Raw genomic sequence first — 17432 nt, 5'->3', positions numbered from 1 at the left:
GACGAAAAGGAGACGACGCGTCTACGCGTCCCGAAGGACCTCGGCGCAGCGAGGACAGAGGCCATCCTCGACCGTACTTTCCGAGTATTTCCAACACCGCGGGCACTTGACTCCGGAGGTGAAGGCCGCAGCCATCTCCAGCCCCGTTTCCTCGTCCTTGAAGGGGGTGCCGAGGTTCGGCGAATCCACCCACTCGAACCGGGAGACGATGACGAGGTCCGCCAGCTCCTGACCGCTGAACGCAGAGGCGACCCGCTCCACCGACTCCGAGCGCTTGACCTGAACGGTGGCCTCCAGGGAGGTGCCGATGGTCTTCGCGGCGCGCAGCCCCTCGAGCATCCGGCTCACCGCCCCGCGAAGCTTCAGGGCCTCCTCCCAGAGGGCGGCCAGCGCATCGTCGACGCGGGAGGCATCCGCCACCGGGAAATCCGCCAGGAACACGCTCTCGGGCAGCGAGGCATCGATGGTGCGCATCTCCTGCCAGATCTCCTCGGCAGTAAAGCTCAGGATCGGAGCCAGCATCCGCGTGAGGGCCGAGAGGACCTCCCACATCGCCGTCTGAGCGCTGCGGCGCGTCAGGGAGTTCTGCCCCTCCACGTAAAGCCGATCCTTGCTGACGTCCAGATAGAACGCACTCAGTTCGTTGACGCACAGCGAATGGATGGCGCTCGTCGGAATGTGGAACTCGTACTCCTCGAAGGCCTCGAACGTCTTTCCGATCACGCGGTGCAGACGGTCCAGAATCCAGCGGTCCATCGAGAGGAGCCTGTCGTAGGGCAGAGCGTCCTTGCGGGGATCGAATCCGTGCAGGTTGCCCAGCAGAAAGCGGGCCGTGTTGCGGATGCGCCGGTACGTCTCCGACAGGGACTTCATGATGGTCTCGGAGATGCGGACATCGTTGCGATAATCGGTGGAGGCCACCCACAGACGCAGGATGTCCGCCCCGTACTTGTCCACGACCTCCTGGGGCAGCACGACGTTCCCCAGCGATTTGGACATCTTGCGTCCCTCGCCGTCCAGGATGAAGCCGTGGGTCAGGACGTTCCGGTAGGGCGCATGTTCCTTCACGGCAACGGCAGTCAGGAGCGAGGACTGGAACCACCCGCGGTGCTGGTCGCTGCCCTCGAGGTACATCTCCGTCGGCCAGCTGAGCCCGAAACGGTCGTTCAGCACGGCCATGTGCGTCACGCCGGAGTCGAACCACACGTCCAGGATATTGCCGTCCGGCTCCACGTTGCGGGAACCGCAGGCATCGCACACGGCACGGTCGCCGAAGAGCTCGTCCATCGTCCGGCTCCACCAGATGGAGGAGCCCTCGGGACTCTCCCCCACACGCTCGGCAAAGGTTCTGATGCGGTCGGGAGTCAGGCTGTGCTCCCCGCAGTCCCGGCACTTGAGCGCGGGGACGGGCACCCCCCAGATCCTCTGGCGGCTGATGCACCAGTCCGACCGGTCGCGCACCATGTTGTAGATGCGGTCGCGGCCCCAGTCGGGGATCCACCGGACCTCGCCGTCGATCACCTCGAGCGCCTTGTCCCTGAATTTGGAGACGGCGATGAACCACTGGTCGGTCGCGCGGAAGATCACCGGTTTCTTGCAGCGCCAGCAATGAGGATAGCTGTGCATGATCGATCCGCTGCCCAGAAGGCGGCCGCGCTCCTCGATCATGGCCAGAGCCCTTTTGCCCCCCTCCTCGATGGACAGGCCGCCGAGGAGCGGGGTGTCCTTCAGGTAGACCCCCGCATCGTCCACCGGATTGTAGATGTCGATGCCGCAGCGGACGCCGGTCTCGTAGTCCTCAACGCCGTGCCCCGGCGCCGTGTGGACGCAGCCCGTACCGGAGTCCAGCATGACGTAGTCCGCCAGGACGAGCGGGACGTTCCGATCGTCGTAGAAGGGATGGACGGCCGGAAGGTTCTCCAGCTCCGCCCCCTTGACCGAGAACAGCAGTTCGCCGCCCTTCAGCCCCGTCGCGGCGAAGACCGCATCCTTCAGGCCGACGGCGAGGAGGTAAACCTTGTCCCCGCAGTCGTAAAAACCGTACTCGTACTGCGGATGCAGAGCCACGGCCATGCTCGCGGCGAGCGTCCAGGGCGTCGTCGTCCAGATGACGACGTTGACGTCCCGGCCCGCAAGCCGGGGAAACTTCTCGGCCGCCTTGGGCATGGGGTAGGCCACATAGACGGAGGGCGAGGATTCGTCCCAGTACTCGATCTCGGCCGTCGCCAGGGCCGTCTGACAGTCGATGCACCAGTAGACGGGCTTGCGCCCCCGATAGATCAGATCCCTCTCCACCATGTCGGCGAAGGCGTTCAGCTCCAGAGCCTCGAAGCCGGGATCGAGGGTGACGTAGGGCTTTTCCCACTCCCCGAAGACGCCCAGCCGCTTGAACTCCTCGCGCTGGACGTCCAGGTAGTGCCACGCCGTCTCCGTGCACTTCCTGCGGAGCTCCACGGGGTCCAGGCCCTCCTGGGAGAGCTCCGCGTCCTTCAGCGCCCGCAGCTCGATGGGCAGGCCGTGCGTGTCCCATCCCGGAACGTAGGGCGCATAGCGGCCCGTCATCGTCTTGAACTTGGGAATGAAATCCTTCAGGATTTTGTTGAAGGCGGTGCCGATATGAATGTTGCCGTTGGCGTAGGGCGGCCCGTCGTGCAGGACAAAACGCTCGCCCGAGCCCTTTCTGGCCTCCACGGCCTTATGGTACGTGTCGTTCTCCCGCCAGAACTTCAAAAAATCGGGCTCCCGCTTCGCCAGGTTGGCCCTCATGGGGAAGTTCGTGACGGGAAGATTCAACGTATCCTTATAGTCCTTGCAATCCTTGCACATCAAATCCGCCCCCTGGTGATTCCACCTCTGAAGATTTGTCCGTCCGCATACGACCCCGGACCGAAATGCCCCGACCTCCGAAGCACGAACTCCGGCGCCGTTGTTCCTCATACAACTATCCCCGCGATTGCGCGGGGATAGTTTGTAATATTACCACGAATAACCGAAAAAAGAAACGAAAAACGCCCTCAAATCCGCCATCGCTTCTCCTCCGGGGCCGTACCCGGAAAGCGGGGCGGGATTATCCGCCCCGGCAATGGAATCCGGGCCGAGCCCCTCGAACGGATAAGAGTGCTCCGACGCAAAGCCCGTTTACGCTATAATTGATTTGAGCTCATGAAGGGGTCTGTCCCCCACACGGACGAGATCAAGGAGGCTGAGCGCGGATGCCACAGGCAGAACAGACGGCATTGATCAATGGAAGAATCCACAGCCCCGCAGGACCTGCGGAGGCGCTGCTGATAGAGGCCGGCCGCATCGCATCGGTCGGAGCGACTTCGACTATCGGGCTTCATTGCGACACGAAAATCATCGATCTCCAGGGACGCTCCGTCTTTCCGGGGTTCAGCGATTCTCACGCACACTTCCTGGCGTGGGCACAGTCCCGAGAGGCGATCCGGCTGGGAGGCTGCCGCTCCGCGCTCGAGCTTCGAGAGGCGCTTCGGTCCTTCGCCCGGCAACACCCCAGCCCCGTCGGCGGCTGGTATCAGGGGCACGGCTGGAACCACACCCTCATGGACAACATCATGCCCACGAAGCACGACCTCGATTCCGTCATCCCCGACACCCCCGTCTATCTGAGGCGGATCTGCGGCCACATCGCCGTCGTCAATTCGGCCGCGTTGAGGGCCGCGGGCATCACGCGCAACACCCGTGTGGAGGCCGGGGTGATCGAGATCGGCGACGACGGGGAGCCCAACGGCATCCTCAAGGAGGACGCTCTCGACCTGATCGCCCGCTGCATCCCGGGATTGGATGACGGGGAGCTGTTCCGCCTGCTCCGCCTCTACGGGCCACAAGCCGCAAGTTACGGTCTGACCGAGATTCATTCCGACGATCTCTCGATGTTTGGCTTCGATTTCCGACGATCTCAGGAGTTCTTCATGGAGGCAGCCCGAAGCGGCGACCTCCCCTTCCGGGTCCGCCGCCAGCTTCTTCTCTCCGACAAGCAGCTGTTGCTGGACTTTTTGTCCGAGGGCTGGCGTTCCGGAGACGGGGTACCTCTGTGCCAGATCGGCCCCCTGAAGCTGCTCTGCGACGGATCCCTGGGCGGACGCACCGCTTTTCTCAAGGACGACTACACGGATGCCGCCGGCGAAAGGGGCCTGGCGTTGTTCGATCGGGACGAGCTGAACGACCTGGTCCTCACCGCCCACCTCGCGGGGATGCAGATCGCGATTCACGCCATCGGAGACGGGGCCCTCGAGATGTGTCTGGACGCCTTCGAACGTGCTGCGGAACAGCGTCCTCTGTCGGCACGCCACTTGATCGTCCACGCCCAGATCGCGGACGACCAGCAACTCGAGCGGATGAAGCGGCTTCGTCTGGGCGCGGCCGTTCAGCCGTGTTTCGTCCCGTCCGACCACGCCATGGCCGTGGAGCGGCTGGGCAGGGCGCGCGCCGAGCGGAGCTACCGTTGGCACACGATGCTGCGCAAGGGCATCGTGCTCTCCTCCGGCTCCGACGCGCCTATCGAGTCCCTCCGCCCGATGCGGGGAATCCATGCGGCCGTGACCCGCGCCGCGCCGGGCTTTGAGGCGGCGGGCTGGGTCCCGGAGGAGCGCCTTTCCGTGGCCGAGGCCATCGGTACCTACACGTGGAACGGGGCCTGGAACGGACACAACGAGAAGCGCCGCGGGGAGATCCTCCCGGGACGCGACGCGGACCTCGTGGTCCTGGAACAGGATCCCTTCATGGTGCCCGCGAGCGACCTGGCCGATATCGGCATCGCCATGACCCTGTGCGGGGGCCGCGTTACCCACGCCTCGGAAGCGCTCGCGTAGCGGACCGGCATCGCCCATGAGGACGCCGAAATCTCCGTGCGGCGCCGCACGGAGCCCCAAACGAACCAACGCCCTCTACGGGGCCAAGGGAGGTTCTCCGGAGTGAGAAGAAAGAGCGGCATACTGCTCCCCGTCACCTCCCTGCCCTCGCGGTACGGGATAGGGGATCTGGGCCCCGAGGCCTTCGCTTTTGCCGAATTTCTCAGGGACGCGGGGCAGGCGGTCTGGCAGGTTCTCCCCCTGACCGCCATTGACGGAGGCTGCGGGAACTCACCCTACAGCCCCACCTCCGCCTTTGCGGGGAACCCCTTGCTCATCAGCCCGGATGCACTGGCGTCATCGGGCCTGCTCAGCAGGGAGGATCTGGGCGAGGCCCCCGTTTTCGAGGCCGCCCGAGTGGACTACGACCGCGTGCGCGATTTCAAGGATACCCTGCTGCGCAAGGCGTGGGCGAATTTCAAGCGCGCGGGGACCCGGTCGGAGTACGAAAGTTTCTTTTCGGACAATCGCCACTGGCTGGAGGGCTACAGCTTCTTCGCCGCCCTCAAGGGATGCCGGGGCGGTCAGCCTTGGTACGAATGGCCCGAAGATCTGAAGTTTCGGCACCACGAGGCACTTCATCGTGCCTGGGTCGAAATGGGCGACGAGATCGAATTCCACCGCTTCGTCCAATACCTCTTCGCCTCCCAGATGGCCGAGCTCCGTTCCCGCCTTGCGGACCTGAACATCGAACTGGTCGGGGACGTCCCCGTCTACGTCACCCGGGACTGCGCCGATGTGTGGCTGCACCCCCATCTTTTCGAGCTGGACGAGACGCTCGCCCCCACCTCCGTGGCGGGGGTGCCGCCGGACTACTTCAGCGCAACGGGACAACTTTGGGGCAACCCTCTCTACAACTGGGATGCCATGCTCGAATCGGACTTTCGATGGTGGATGGAACGCCTGAGGCACCTCCTGACCCTGTTCGACCGCGTGCGCATCGACCACTTCAGAGGGCTTGTCGGCTACTGGTCCCTGCCCGCGGACGCGAAGACCGCCGAGATCGGCTGCTGGCGAAGCGTGCCCTACGAACGCTTTTTCGCCGAACTGAAAAGGAACTTTCCGACGCTGCCCTTCCTGGCGGAGAACCTGGGCGTGCTCACGCCCGACATCGAGGCCTTGCGTCGGGACATGGGGCTTCCGGGCATGCTGGTCCTGCACTTCGCCTTCGGCGACCCCGCCGGAAACCCCTACGCCCCCCACAACCACACGCCGGTCAACGTCGTGTACACGGGGACGCACGACAACAACACCTCCTTGGGCTGGTTCGAGGAGGACGCCTCGTCCCGGGAGCTCGCCAATTTGTCCCTCTACCTCGGGCACGAGGCGAATCGGCAGACCGTCGCGCGGGACATGGTCCGCATGGCCATGGCCTCCGTCGCGGAGACCGCCGTGGTGCCGATGCAGGACCACCTGGAGCTGAACTCGTCCGGGCGAATCAACGTCCCTTCGACCCCCACCGGCAACTGGACGTGGCGCCTGACGCCCGCTCAGGCCGACGAGCGCCTCGCGGCCCGCATCCGCACGCTGACCGATCTCTACGGCAGGGCATGATCCCAAGCCGCGGAGATTCCACGCAGGTTGTCCCGAAAAGCATATTTATGAGATAATTCAGTACGAAGAGCATGGCCGACGGGCCGCACCCGTACCCGGAAAGGAGCAACACGTAAGATGATACAACGACTGCATCGCAGCGACCTCGGCTATTCCCTCAGAAGCCTGATGGAGAACGATCCGGCCTTCAGGCCGCTGGCCTATTTTTCCATGGAGGTGGGACTGAAGGAGTCCATCCCCACCTATTCGGGGGGCCTGGGGGTCCTTGCAGGAGACATCCTGAAAAGTGCGGCCGATCTCGGCGTCCCCATGGCGGGGGTCACGCTGCTCTATCGCAAGGGCTACTTCGTTCAGGAGTTCAATGCCGACGACTGGCAGAAGGAGAAGCCCGTACAGTGGAACCCCTCCCATGAACTGACCCTGTTGCCAAACCGCGTCCTGATCAACCTGCAGGGGAGAGAGATTCAGGTGGGCGTTTGGGTCTACGAGATCATCGGAGCGACCGGCTACCCTCTGCCCGTCTACTTTCTGGACACCGACTTCGAACCCAACCACCCCGACGACCGCAAGCTCTGCTGGTATCTCTACGGAGGGGACAACTGCTACCGCCTGTGTCAGGAGTTCATCCTGGGGGTCGGCGGGCTGCGTATGCTGCGGGACCTGGGATACATGAACATCGAGACCTTCCATCTCAACGAGGGACACGCGGGATTCCTCACCCTCGAACTCATGCGCGAACAGGGCTATTACGATCCCGACAAGATTCGCGAGCAGGTCGTGTTCACGACGCACACGCCGGTCCCGGCGGGACACGATTATTTCGAGTTCGGCCTGATCGACAGGGTCTTTCCCGCGGAGGCGCTGAGCACGCTCAGGCGCATGATGCCCGATGTCCCCGGGGTCTCCATGACCGAGCTGGGATTGAAGTACAGCCGCTACGTCAACGGCGTCGCAAAAAAGCACGCCGAGGTGAGCAACGCCATGTTCCGAATGGAGACCGTGGACTGGGTCACCAACGGAATCCACCCCACGACCTGGGTCAGCTCCGGAATGCGGAAGCTCTACAACCGTCATATTCCCGGCTGGGAGCAGGACCCCGGCCGCCTGGTCCAGGCCCTGACGATCCCCAAGCAGGACCTCTGGGCCGCACACCAGGCCTCCAAGCTGCGTCTGTTCGCACGGGTCCTGGAGACGACCGGCAAACAGCTGGACCCCGAGGTGCTCACGTTGGGCTTTGCGCGCCGTGCCGCCACCTACAAGAGGGCCGACCTGCTCTTCTCCGACCTCAAGCGGTTCATGGAGGTGGCCGGGGGGAACAAAGTGCAGTTCATCTTCGCCGGGAAGTCCCATCCCAGCGACAACGGAGGGAAGGCGCTGCTCCAGAAAATCCGCAAGGTGGCGCGCGACCTGGAGGAGTCCATTCCCATCGTCTTCATCGACAACTACAACATGGAGATTGCCTCCCTGCTCACCCAGGGCGTCGATCTCTGGCTCAATACCCCCATACGCCCGCGCGAGGCCAGCGGCACGAGTGGGATGAAATGCACCATGAACGGGATCATGAATTTTTCCGTGCTTGACGGATGGTGGATCGAGGGTTGGATCGAGGACGTAACGGGCTGGTCCATCGGCCCCGAACCGAACGGAGAGACCCCTTTCGAGCACTACGATGAATCGCTCGACGCCATCGACCTCTACAACAAACTGGAGCGGAAGATCATCCCCACCTATTACGAGAATCACGACAAGTGGGTGGACATGATGCGGCACACCATCGCGCTGAACGCCAGTTTCTTCAACACGCATCGGGTGGTGCGCGAGTACGCATCCAAAGCCTACTCCATCGATTTCAGAGGGATGTGAGGACATGGGCGAGACCGGCACCACGATCAGGGTGCTCTTCGTCTCGACGGAGTACGCCCCCTTCTCCAAGGTCGGCGGCCTGGGCGACGTCGCCGGCTCCCTGCCCAAGGCTCTGCGGCGGGCGGGGGTGGACGTTCGCGTCGTAACTCCCGCGTGGCCGGGGGTGTTGGACCGAGTCTTCGCCTCCGGCCTCAAGACGACCGTTTTGCCGGAGCGGGTTTGTGCCGCCCACGATTGGAGGATCCGGGACGCCGAGGTCGTCAAGACCGAGGTGGAGGACGTTCCCGTCTATTTTTTGAGGTCGGAGGATTACATGGGGGACATGTACCCCTGGCATCTCGACTCCCGGACCGCGTCCCCCTTCGCCATATTCTGCATGCAGGCCCTGGAGCTCCATCGGATCCTCAAGTGGAAGCCCGATCTCTACCACTGCCACGACTGGACCAGCGCCTTTCTGCCCTGCGCTCTGGCCTGGCACCGTCATTATCGGCACGTCGGGGGCAGAAGCATCATCACACTTCACAACGTCGCCCACCAGGGGATTCTCGAGCGGGAACCCTTCATGGAGGCCTCCGGGCTCGAACCCTGGAGCTTCAACATGGAGGCCATGGAGTTCTACGGTCAGGTCAACCTGCTGAAGGGGGCCATTGTCGCCGCCAACGCGGTGACGACCGTGTCGCCGCGCTACGCCCAGGAGATTCAGACCTACGAATCCACACAAGAGCTCTCCGGGGTCATCTACAAACAGCGCCACAAGCTGTCCGGCATTCTCAACGGAATCGACACGGACTACTGGAATCCGGACACGGACCGGCACCTCCCCGAGAGGTTCTCGGCCAAAAACCTCAAGGGCAAGGCCCGGGCACGCGAGGAACTGCTGAATAGGGCCGGCTTCGCCCCGCAATCGCAGGAGCCCGTGGTGGTCTGCGTATCCCGGCTCGTGGAGCAGAAGGGCTTCACGCTTATCCTGTCCGCACTCGAGACCCTTCCCACGCTTGGAGCGAAATTCGTCTTTTTGGGCAGCGGGCACGGCTGGATCGAGAACGCGCTCCGGCAGGCAAACGAGCGTCATCCCGATATCTTCCGATTCTTCCAGGGCTACGACGAGCCCCTTTCCCACCTCCTCTACGCAGGAGGAGATATTTTCCTGATGCCATCGGTATTCGAGCCCTGCGGGCTGTCGCAGATGATCGCCATGAGGTACGGCACCATACCGGTCGTCCGCGAGGTCGGAGGCCTCAAGGATACGGTGACGGATGTCGACTCGCCCGAGGGGGGAAACGGATTCACCTTCCAGACCTGCGACACCGTCGGCATGCTCTGGGCCCTGCAAAGGGCGACGGCCCGCTTCCGAGACGCCGAGGACTGGGACAGAATCCGCGTTCGTGCGATGCAGGAGGATTTTACCTGGAGCAAGTCCGCCCTGCTCTACAAAGCCCTCTATCGGAAAACGCTGCTTTAGCCCTACCTGGGGTACGGGCACCCGCCGTGGGGCTCCCGCTTCGCATCTCCGCCCTCCCACACACCGCCTCCCCTTCGGGACGGGCGGCATAAGGACGCACATTTTGCAGAGAAGTTCCCACGTGGGGCGAAAGCTACGTAAGCAATGCGGCAGGGAAATCTTCCCTCGGAAGGAGAGGTAGATTATGATGCATGGAGGAAAGTACGGAAGAGTGCTGGGGATCGTCCTTGCAGGCGGAAAAGGGGAAAGGCTGATGCCGCTGACGCGCTACAGGGCGAAGCCGGCCGTTTATTTCGCCGCCAAGTACCGCATCATCGACTTTGCCCTCTCAAACCTGATCAACAGCGGGATTTTTGCCGTCTACGTCCTGGTCCAGTTCAAAAGCCAATCCCTGAACGAGCACATCGAACGGGGCTGGCAATTCGGCGGAGCCCTGAGGGGGCGCGATTTCTTCGTCACCCTGGTCCCCGCCCAAATGTGGCGGGGCGAGCACTGGTTTCAGGGCACGGCCGATGCCGTGTTCCAGAACATGCACCTCGTCTCCCTCTTCAAGGCGGATCGGGTCTGCATTTTCGCCGCCGACCACATCTACAAGATGGACGTCGAACAGATGCTGGCCTGGCACATCGAGCAGAAGGCGGACGTGACCCTCGCCGCCAATGTCGTCCCCGTCTTCGAGGCCAGCCAGTTCGGCTGCATCAGGACCGACGCCACGGGACGCATCATCGAGTTTCTCGAAAAGCCTGCCATTCCACCGGAAATTCCCGACAAGCCGGGGTTCAGCTACGTCTCCATGGGAAATTACATCTTCGAACGGGACATTCTTGAGGACTCGCTTATCGACGATTCGCAGCAGCCGACGAGCCACGACTTCGGCCGCGACATCATCCCGAACCTCGTGGCCCAGAACGCCCGCGTCTACGCCTACGACTTCTCCACCAACGTCCTGCCCCATTCCACGGCGCAGATCGAGCAGTTGCACCAATGGCGCATGGACAAGCCTTATTGGCGCGACGTGGGGACTCTCAAGGCCTACTGGCAGGCGCACATGGAACTGCTGAGCCCCGCCTCCGAGATGACGCTCTACAACCCTCTCTGGCCGATCCGCACCGTGTCCTTCGCCGACCCCCCCTCCTACTCTTACCCGTCCAGCGGACACGACTGCACGGTCAACCGTGTGCTGGCCGCCGAGGGCAGCCGTATTCTGGGGGCAACGGTCTCCGGCTCCGTCCTGTCCCGAAATTGCGTTATCCAATCCGGCAGCGTCATCGAGGAGAGCATCGTCGGCCAAGGCGTGGTCATCGGCAGAAATTGCCGCATCAAAAGGGCAATTATCGACTCGCACAATTATATTCCGGACAATACAGTCATCGGCGAGGACCCGGAGGAGGATGCCCGCAATTACTTCGTCGACCCTCATTCCGGATTGGTGACCCTGGGAATGCCCCGTATCCTCTACCAGAAAGAGAGCGACGAAAAGGGCATGGACAGCTTCTCCTGGAGTACCTTCAGCTGATCCGCAATTCCCAAGGGCACGTCTTCGGCTTTTACAGTCGCCCAAGAACGCAGTACCCCAAAAAGGAGGGAGCGGCCTCGGCCGCTCCCTCCTTTTTGGGGTACTCCCAATCCGGGTTTAGTTGTCGGAGAACTCCTGGTTCTTGAAGGCATCCGCAAAGGGATTGTACTGCGGAACCTCGTCGAGCACATTCTTCTGCTGCCGGTCCTCCCGGTGCTCCTCGCGCTTGCGGGGCTCCTCGCTGCGGCGGACAGGCTGCTCCTGCTCCTCAAGCGCGCTGATGGAAAGGCGCATCCTGCGCTGCTCGGGATTGACCTCGATGACTCGGGCCAGAACCTCCTGCTTCTCCTGCAAAACATCGCCGGGCTTTTCCACACGCTTGGTGCTGAGCTGGGAGATGTGGATGAGGGCCTCGACCCCCTCCTCGACCTCGACAAAGGCTCCAAAGTCCGCCAAGCGAACCACCTTGACCGTGATATCGGCGCCCTTGACGTAACGCTGATCGATGTCCTTCCAGGGATCGTTCAGCTGTTTGTAGCCCAAGCTGATTCGGCGTTTCTCGGTATCCACATCCAGCACCAGGATGCGGACCTCCTGTCCCTTGCGGAAGACCTCCTTGGGGTGACGGATGCGGGCCCAGCTGATGTCGCCGATATGCACGAGCCCCTCGATCCCGGGCTCCAGCTCGACGAAAGCGCCGAAATCGGTGACGTTCGTCACGACGCCGGTCATCACGTCATCCTTATGAATGCGCTCTCCCACCGTCAGCCAGGGGTTCCCCTCCACCTGCTTGATACTCAGGGAAATACGGTCGTTCTCCTTGTCGATCCCGATGACTTTGACGGTGACCTTGTCGCCCTTTTTGAAGGTATCCCGGATACGTACGTTGCGCTTCCAGGTGATCTCGCTCATGTGGACCAGACCGTCGACGGCACCGACGTTGACAAAGATCCCGAAGTCGGTCAGGCTGCTGACCTCTCCCTCGATAACGTCGCCCTCGTGGACCTCCTCGTAGAACTTGGCCCGGAGCTCCGCAGCCTCCTTCTCGACAAGGGACTTGCGCGAGAACACGATGCGGTGCTTTCTGCGATCCTTTTCAAGCAATTTAACGTCAAAAACCTGCTCAACGAAATTCCCCAGATTGACCCCTCTGCCGTCGGCGGAGAGGTGGGAAATGGGGATAAAGCCCTCAAGGCCATTGCAGTCGACCATCAGGCCGCCCTTGACCTTGCGGAGCCCCTTGACCTGAAGGATCTCGTTCTGAGCAAGCAAATCTTCAAATTCGGCCCAGCGACGGTCGAACTCGTGCCGCCAGCGGCTGAGCAGGAGCTGCGCCTCCTCGCCCTCCCGAAGATTGATGACCTGAACTTCGATGTCATCCCCCTTCTGGGGTTTCTCCGCATCCCCCACCAAAATGCGGTGCGTCCATTCCTTGCCGGGAAGGTAGCCCTCGCACTTGTAGCCGACATCGACCAGCCAACCGTTCTCCGTCTCCGCGATCACGGTACCGGTCCGGACATCACCCTTGCGAAGCCCGGAGATGTCGTACTGCTCCATCATGCTCTCCATCGTTTCCTGAGCGGCAGACTCCTGTCCTTCGCCCTGCAAAACCTGATCCATATCCTTATCCATCATCTGATCCATACCCATAGCCCCCTTGACTGCCTACATTCTCGCAATTTTGTTGCTTATTTCTGTGATAAGCCACTCGGGCGTACTGGCCCCGGCAGCAATACCAATCCTTTCCCGGCCCTCGAACCACCCCCTGTCGAGCTCCTCGGTGCTCTCTATCCAAAGGACGTCCAAGCCGCTCATCTCAGCGATGTTTCTCAGCTTTCCCGTGTTGGCGCTCTCCCGGCCGCCGATCAGGACCACCCCATCGACGCGGCCCACCAGCGCACGCACCGCATCCTGCCGCTCCATCGTAGCACGGCAAATCGTATTGCAGACGCGCAACTCTCCGGCCCGGCGCACCAGAATGGCGGCCACCGCGGCCAGGCGTTCCTCCTGCTGGGTCGTCTGGGAGATCAACGCCACACGCCCCCTCTTGGGAAGAAGCATCGCCTCGGCCTCGTCTACAACAACATCAAGCCCTCCGTCAACATAGCCCATGATCGAGCGAATTTCCGGATGGTTCCGGTCCCCCAGCAGAACGATGTGATAGCCCTCGTCCGACAGAGAATTCGCCAGATCCTGTGCCCTACGGACGAAGGGACAGGTCGTATCGATGACACAGACATTTTTTTCCCGCAGCTCCCTGAGTACCGCCCGGGACTCCCCGTGGGCCCGGATCAGCACCTTCACCCCGGGGGGAACCTCTGAGACCTCCTCGGCCACCCTCAACCCCATGTTCTTGAGACGAGCAACTTCCTGAGGGTTGTGGATCGGCATCCCGATCGTCCAGACCTCCCGCTCGGGGTTTCCCGTCAGAGCCTCCAGAATTGCGTCCACGGCCCGCTTCACACCAAAGCAAAATCCGGCGCGTTCGGCCATCACTATCTGCTTCAAGTCAAATCAACCCTTGCGGACAGACCTTTCACTCGGCGCCGCGAGCCCCCTCGAGATGGCGCAGCGCCGCCTCCACGACCCGCCCCTCCAAATCTGAAGCGGAGAGAGTGGATGTATCATACCACAAGGCAGGCCTAAATTTACCGAACCAGGTCATCTGTCGGCGACAAAATGCGCGGGTTCGGCTGATATCCCCTTCAAGCGCCGCGTCGAGGGTCAGTTTGCCGCGATACCAGGCCGCCAGTTCCCGATACCCGAAGCCCTGCATGGAGGGGAAGCGTTCATCAAAACCATGCTCGATCAACCACGTGACCTCCTCGGGATAGCCCGAGGCGAATTGCTGCCGGACGCGAAGGGCGATCCTCTCGAACAGCTCAGGCCTCGGACGGTTCAGGCCGATATAGAGCACGTCCAGTCCCGAGTCCTTTTTCTTCCCCTCATCATAAAGCCGGGAGGGAGGCGTCCCGGTCAATGTCCAGAGCTCCAGCGCACGCACGACACGGCGGACGTCGTTGGGATGCAGCCGCCCCGCAGTAGCCGCATCGACCTCGGCAAGACGGCCGTGGAGTGCCCCGGCCCCTTCCAGAGAGGCCAACTCCTCGTAGCGCCGGCGTACTTCGGGATCGTGAGGAAGCGAAGCGTTCAGGGCGGCATGAAAAAGGGCGTTGTAGTAGAAGGGGGTACCGCCCACGAAGAGGGGCACCCGGCCGCGTGCCCCTATCCGAGACACTGCTTGGAGGGCGAGAGAAACAAAATCCGCCACCGTGAACACCTCATCGGGGTCCACGACGTCCACGGCGTGATGCGGAATTCTGCGGCGCTTGGAGACGGCGATTTTATCGGTCCCCACGTCCATATAGCGATAGACCTGACGGGAATCCACCGAGATGACCTCGGCCCCCAGTCTCTCGGCAAGATCGAGGCTCAGCGCAGTCTTGCCGATGGCCGTAGGTCCGATCAGCGCTACGACGGGACGCCGAGTCCCGACCGGAAAAATATCCACAGCTTCCCTGCACCTCGAAAAATCCATACCTCAAGCCCCTTTGGACGCAAAAGACAAAAAGAATGCCCCGAGTATAGCACAAAGCCGCGTATCAAACCGTGTGTTCAAGGGCGTCAAGAAAAGTGGCGGACCTCCCGCTTGCATCTCGATGGGAGGTACAAAACTCGCGAATCCGCTGTTTAACCGCTCCACGTAGTGCTGTTTCCACTCCTCAAAGGAAGGTTTCAAAGGACGTTCTGCATCTTCGTGTAGAGAAACAGGTTTTTGGTTTCCATCCCTCAAAGGAAGGTTTCAAAGCGGTTCCGGGGATCGGTGAGGTGATCTGCACCAAGAGTTTCCATCCCTCAAAGGAAGGTTTCAAAGGCAGGTCGTCAGGGGCGAACTCTACACGGTGGCCCAGTTTCCATCCCTCAAAGGAAGGTTTCAAAGGTGAACTGCGTAGCGAGCGTCTTTCAGGGGGGCAACCCGTTTCCATCCCTCAAAGGAAGGTTTCAAAGGGAGTGTCCCGGATCATCGGAGCCAACCGGTCCTTGCGTTTCCATCCCTCAAAGGAAGGTTTCAAAGATTTCCATGATCTCGCTCCAGGTGTACCGTATCCCGTGTTTCCATCCCTCAAAGGAAGGTTTCAAAGGTTCCGCCATCTCGCCCCACTGGTCTCCGAACAACCCCGTTTCCATCCCTCAAAGGAAGGTTTCAAAGCGCAGCCGCTTCAGCTTCCGCAATCCTCCGCGTATCCGTTTCCATCCCTCAAAGGAAGGTTTCAAAGGCACACAGTAAAGTGGCCCCCATGTCAAGGACCAAAAAATATCGAAGAAGAGTTAAGGTCAAAAATCAAGAAATGAGGCGCTTTTCATATATCATGAGGGGCGTTGCCTTTCCCGGCAAGGACGTATGAGGCCGCTCCTCGTTATAAAACCTGAACCAACACCTCAGCCCTTCCAGCAATTCAGGCACGTTTTCATACGCATTCAGATAAATGCATTCGTACTTCAGACTCCTCCACAGGCGCTCCACGAAAATATTGTCCAAGGCGCGTCCACGACCGTCCATGCTGATCCGAATCGACTGACTCTCAAGCCTTGACGTAAATTCCTTGCTCGTGAACTGACTTCCCTGATCCGTGTTGAAGATCTCGGGCTTGCCGCGTCTCAATGCCCTTTCCAGGGCTCTCATACAAAAACCGATACAAAGCGTGTTCGAAAGCTCCCATGACAGCACATAGCGACTATACCAATCCATAACGGCGGACAAATACATGAAACCTTGCCGTAGCGGAATATATGTGATATCCGTGCTCCAAACCTGATTCACCGAGGTGACCTCAAATCCTCGAAGCAGGTAGGGATAGACCTTGTGACCCGGTTGAGCTTTGCTGGTCGACGGCCCCGGAGACTGACCTTCCAGTCCCATCTTCCTCATCAGACGCACGATGCGCTTCCGGTTCACCCTGTAACCCTGCCCCTGAAGGCAAAGCGTCATCCTGCGGCTCCCGTAAAATGGCGTTCGGGTGTACTGCTGATCTATTCGCTTCATCAGTTCTTCGTTGGCATCACTCTCCAGACTCGGTAAAAGCGATTGGTAATACCCGGAACGGCTCAAGCCCAAAAGGCTGCACTGGCGTCTCAGGCTGAACTCTGGATCGGAGGGGTCTATGAAACTGCGTCTCTCAGCGGCGTTCAATTCCTCCCCGTTTTTTTTTAAGCCACTCTACATCCATCTTCAGACGGCCAATCTCCTTGTACAGAGGATCCGTGACCTTTTCAATGTCCAGGGGGGACTTGCTCTCGAAAAGCTCTCCGGCCCGTTCCAGCAGGGTCTTCTTCCAGCGGCTAATCTGCATGGCGGAGACCCCGTACTCCGAGGAGAGCTCCGCCAGCGTCCGATCCTCGCGACAGGCTCTCAGGGCAACTTCGGCCTTCAATTTTGAACTGTACCGATTCCCTTTGTTTTTCACGGCAGAACCACCTCGCAGGTCTATTCTCCTTTTTTCTCCTCCTTCCTTCAATCCTGACCTTACCTGTCTCTAACACTACACGTGGTTCGCTATTTGGGGGCCACTATACAGCGCTAAACCATAAAGCGCCGTCCAGCACGTTTCCATCCCTCAAAGGAAGGTTTCAAAGATGCAGGCTTTCCCTGCGGTTTGACGATATGCTCCTGTTTCCATCCCTCAAAGGAAGGTTTCAAAGGCGGTGCGTTCATTGCACAACAAAAAATGTCCCTTTCGTTTCCATCCCTCAAAGGAAGGTTTCAAAGACCGTCAGGGAATTGCTGGGGCACGCGGACCTGAAGAGTTTCCATCCCTCAAAGGAAGGTTTCAAAGTCCTTCAGCGCCTGCCATTCTTTGCGCTTGCCATCGAGTTTCCATCCCTCAAAGGAAGGTTTCAAAGGATGCACTCGCGAATACAGCACGCCTCAGTCATTGAGTTTCCATCCCTCAAAGGAAGGTTTCAAAGCACAAAGGCTCCTGCCGTTCGACGACTCTGAAACGGTTTCCATCCCTCAAAGGAAGGTTTCAAAGCGCGGTCATCGTCATACGTCCAGTTCGATAGACAAAGTTTGGTTCCTCGTTATTCTGTGTGGGTAAGGATGAGTTCGAAATTGTCAGAAGTGGTATAGTAGAGACATTATGAAAGACATTCAAGTGTTTGAAATCGC

10 protein-coding genes and 2 CRISPR repeat arrays are annotated in these 17432 nt (G+C 60.6%); of the genes, 5 read left to right on the top strand and 5 right to left on the bottom strand.

Annotated elements, in window-relative coordinates; translation table 11 throughout:
- Positions 1-21: 21 nt before the first annotated feature.
- Positions 22-2826, bottom strand: coding sequence for an isoleucine--tRNA ligase (ileS, locus tag EII26_RS05530; RefSeq protein ID WP_124888152.1), 2805 nt, complete (start codon positions 2824-2826; stop codon positions 22-24).
- 386 nt (positions 2827-3212) lie between these two features.
- Here ileS and EII26_RS05525 point away from each other — a divergent pair, with 386 nt between their 5' ends.
- The 5 genes from EII26_RS05525 (at position 3213) to glgC (ending at position 11263) form a co-directional block, all read left to right on the top strand.
- On the top strand, positions 3213-4829 hold the full coding sequence (locus tag EII26_RS05525) for an amidohydrolase (RefSeq protein WP_124888151.1): 1617 nt from the start codon (positions 3213-3215) through the stop codon (positions 4827-4829).
- A 102-nt stretch (positions 4830-4931) separates the two neighbouring features.
- On the top strand, positions 4932-6422 hold the full coding sequence (gene malQ, locus EII26_RS05520) for a 4-alpha-glucanotransferase (RefSeq protein WP_124888150.1): 1491 nt from the start codon (positions 4932-4934) through the stop codon (positions 6420-6422).
- Between the two features lie 117 nt (positions 6423-6539).
- The gene (glgP, locus tag EII26_RS05515; RefSeq protein ID WP_124888149.1) at positions 6540-8285 is read left to right on the top strand and encodes an alpha-glucan family phosphorylase; all 1746 of its coding nucleotides are present in this window, start codon (positions 6540-6542) and stop codon (positions 8283-8285) included.
- A gap of 4 nt (positions 8286-8289) precedes the next feature.
- Positions 8290-9747, top strand: a complete 1458-nt coding sequence (locus EII26_RS05510; RefSeq protein ID WP_124888148.1) for a glycogen synthase — start codon at positions 8290-8292, stop codon at positions 9745-9747.
- 184 nt (positions 9748-9931) lie between these two features.
- On the top strand, positions 9932-11263 hold the full coding sequence (glgC, locus tag EII26_RS05505; protein ID WP_342447300.1) for a glucose-1-phosphate adenylyltransferase: 1332 nt from the start codon (positions 9932-9934) through the stop codon (positions 11261-11263).
- Between the two features lie 117 nt (positions 11264-11380).
- On the opposite strand, the gene EII26_RS05500 is transcribed toward glgC, so the two are convergent.
- From EII26_RS05500 to EII26_RS05485, 4 genes are all read right to left on the bottom strand, one after another.
- Positions 11381-12907, bottom strand: a complete 1527-nt coding sequence (locus tag EII26_RS05500) for a S1 RNA-binding domain-containing protein (RefSeq protein WP_124888147.1) — start codon at positions 12905-12907, stop codon at positions 11381-11383.
- Positions 12908-12928: 21 nt separating this feature from the next.
- Positions 12929-13771 (bottom strand): 4-hydroxy-3-methylbut-2-enyl diphosphate reductase, encoded by an 843-nt coding sequence (ispH, locus tag EII26_RS05495; RefSeq protein ID WP_233572621.1) that lies wholly within the window; start codon positions 13769-13771, stop codon positions 12929-12931.
- Between the two features lie 28 nt (positions 13772-13799).
- On the bottom strand, positions 13800-14801 hold the full coding sequence (gene miaA, locus EII26_RS05490; protein ID WP_124888146.1) for a tRNA (adenosine(37)-N6)-dimethylallyltransferase MiaA: 1002 nt from the start codon (positions 14799-14801) through the stop codon (positions 13800-13802).
- A 173-nt stretch (positions 14802-14974) separates the two neighbouring features.
- A CRISPR array of direct repeats spans positions 14975-15540; the repeat unit is 30 nt; unit sequence GTTTCCATCCCTCAAAGGAAGGTTTCAAAG.
- Positions 15541-15605: 65 nt separating this feature from the next.
- Positions 15606-16746 (bottom strand): IS3 family transposase gene (locus EII26_RS05485; protein ID WP_446718752.1). Its coding sequence is split into 2 segments (ribosomal slippage): positions 15606-16463 and positions 16465-16746, totalling 1140 coding nucleotides; the frame shifts between segments, so codons are not numbered across the junction.
- Between the two features lie 120 nt (positions 16747-16866).
- A CRISPR array of direct repeats spans positions 16867-17295; the repeat unit is 30 nt; unit sequence GTTTCCATCCCTCAAAGGAAGGTTTCAAAG.
- Between the last annotated feature and the right edge of the window lie 137 nt (positions 17296-17432).

The sequence above is a fragment of the Fretibacterium sp. OH1220_COT-178 genome (genome assembly GCF_003860125.1).
Classification (GTDB): Bacteria; Synergistota; Synergistia; order Synergistales; family Aminobacteriaceae; genus CAJPSE01.
Note: the sequence above shows the minus strand (reverse complement) of the source record. Positions and strands in the feature narration are given on the sequence as shown.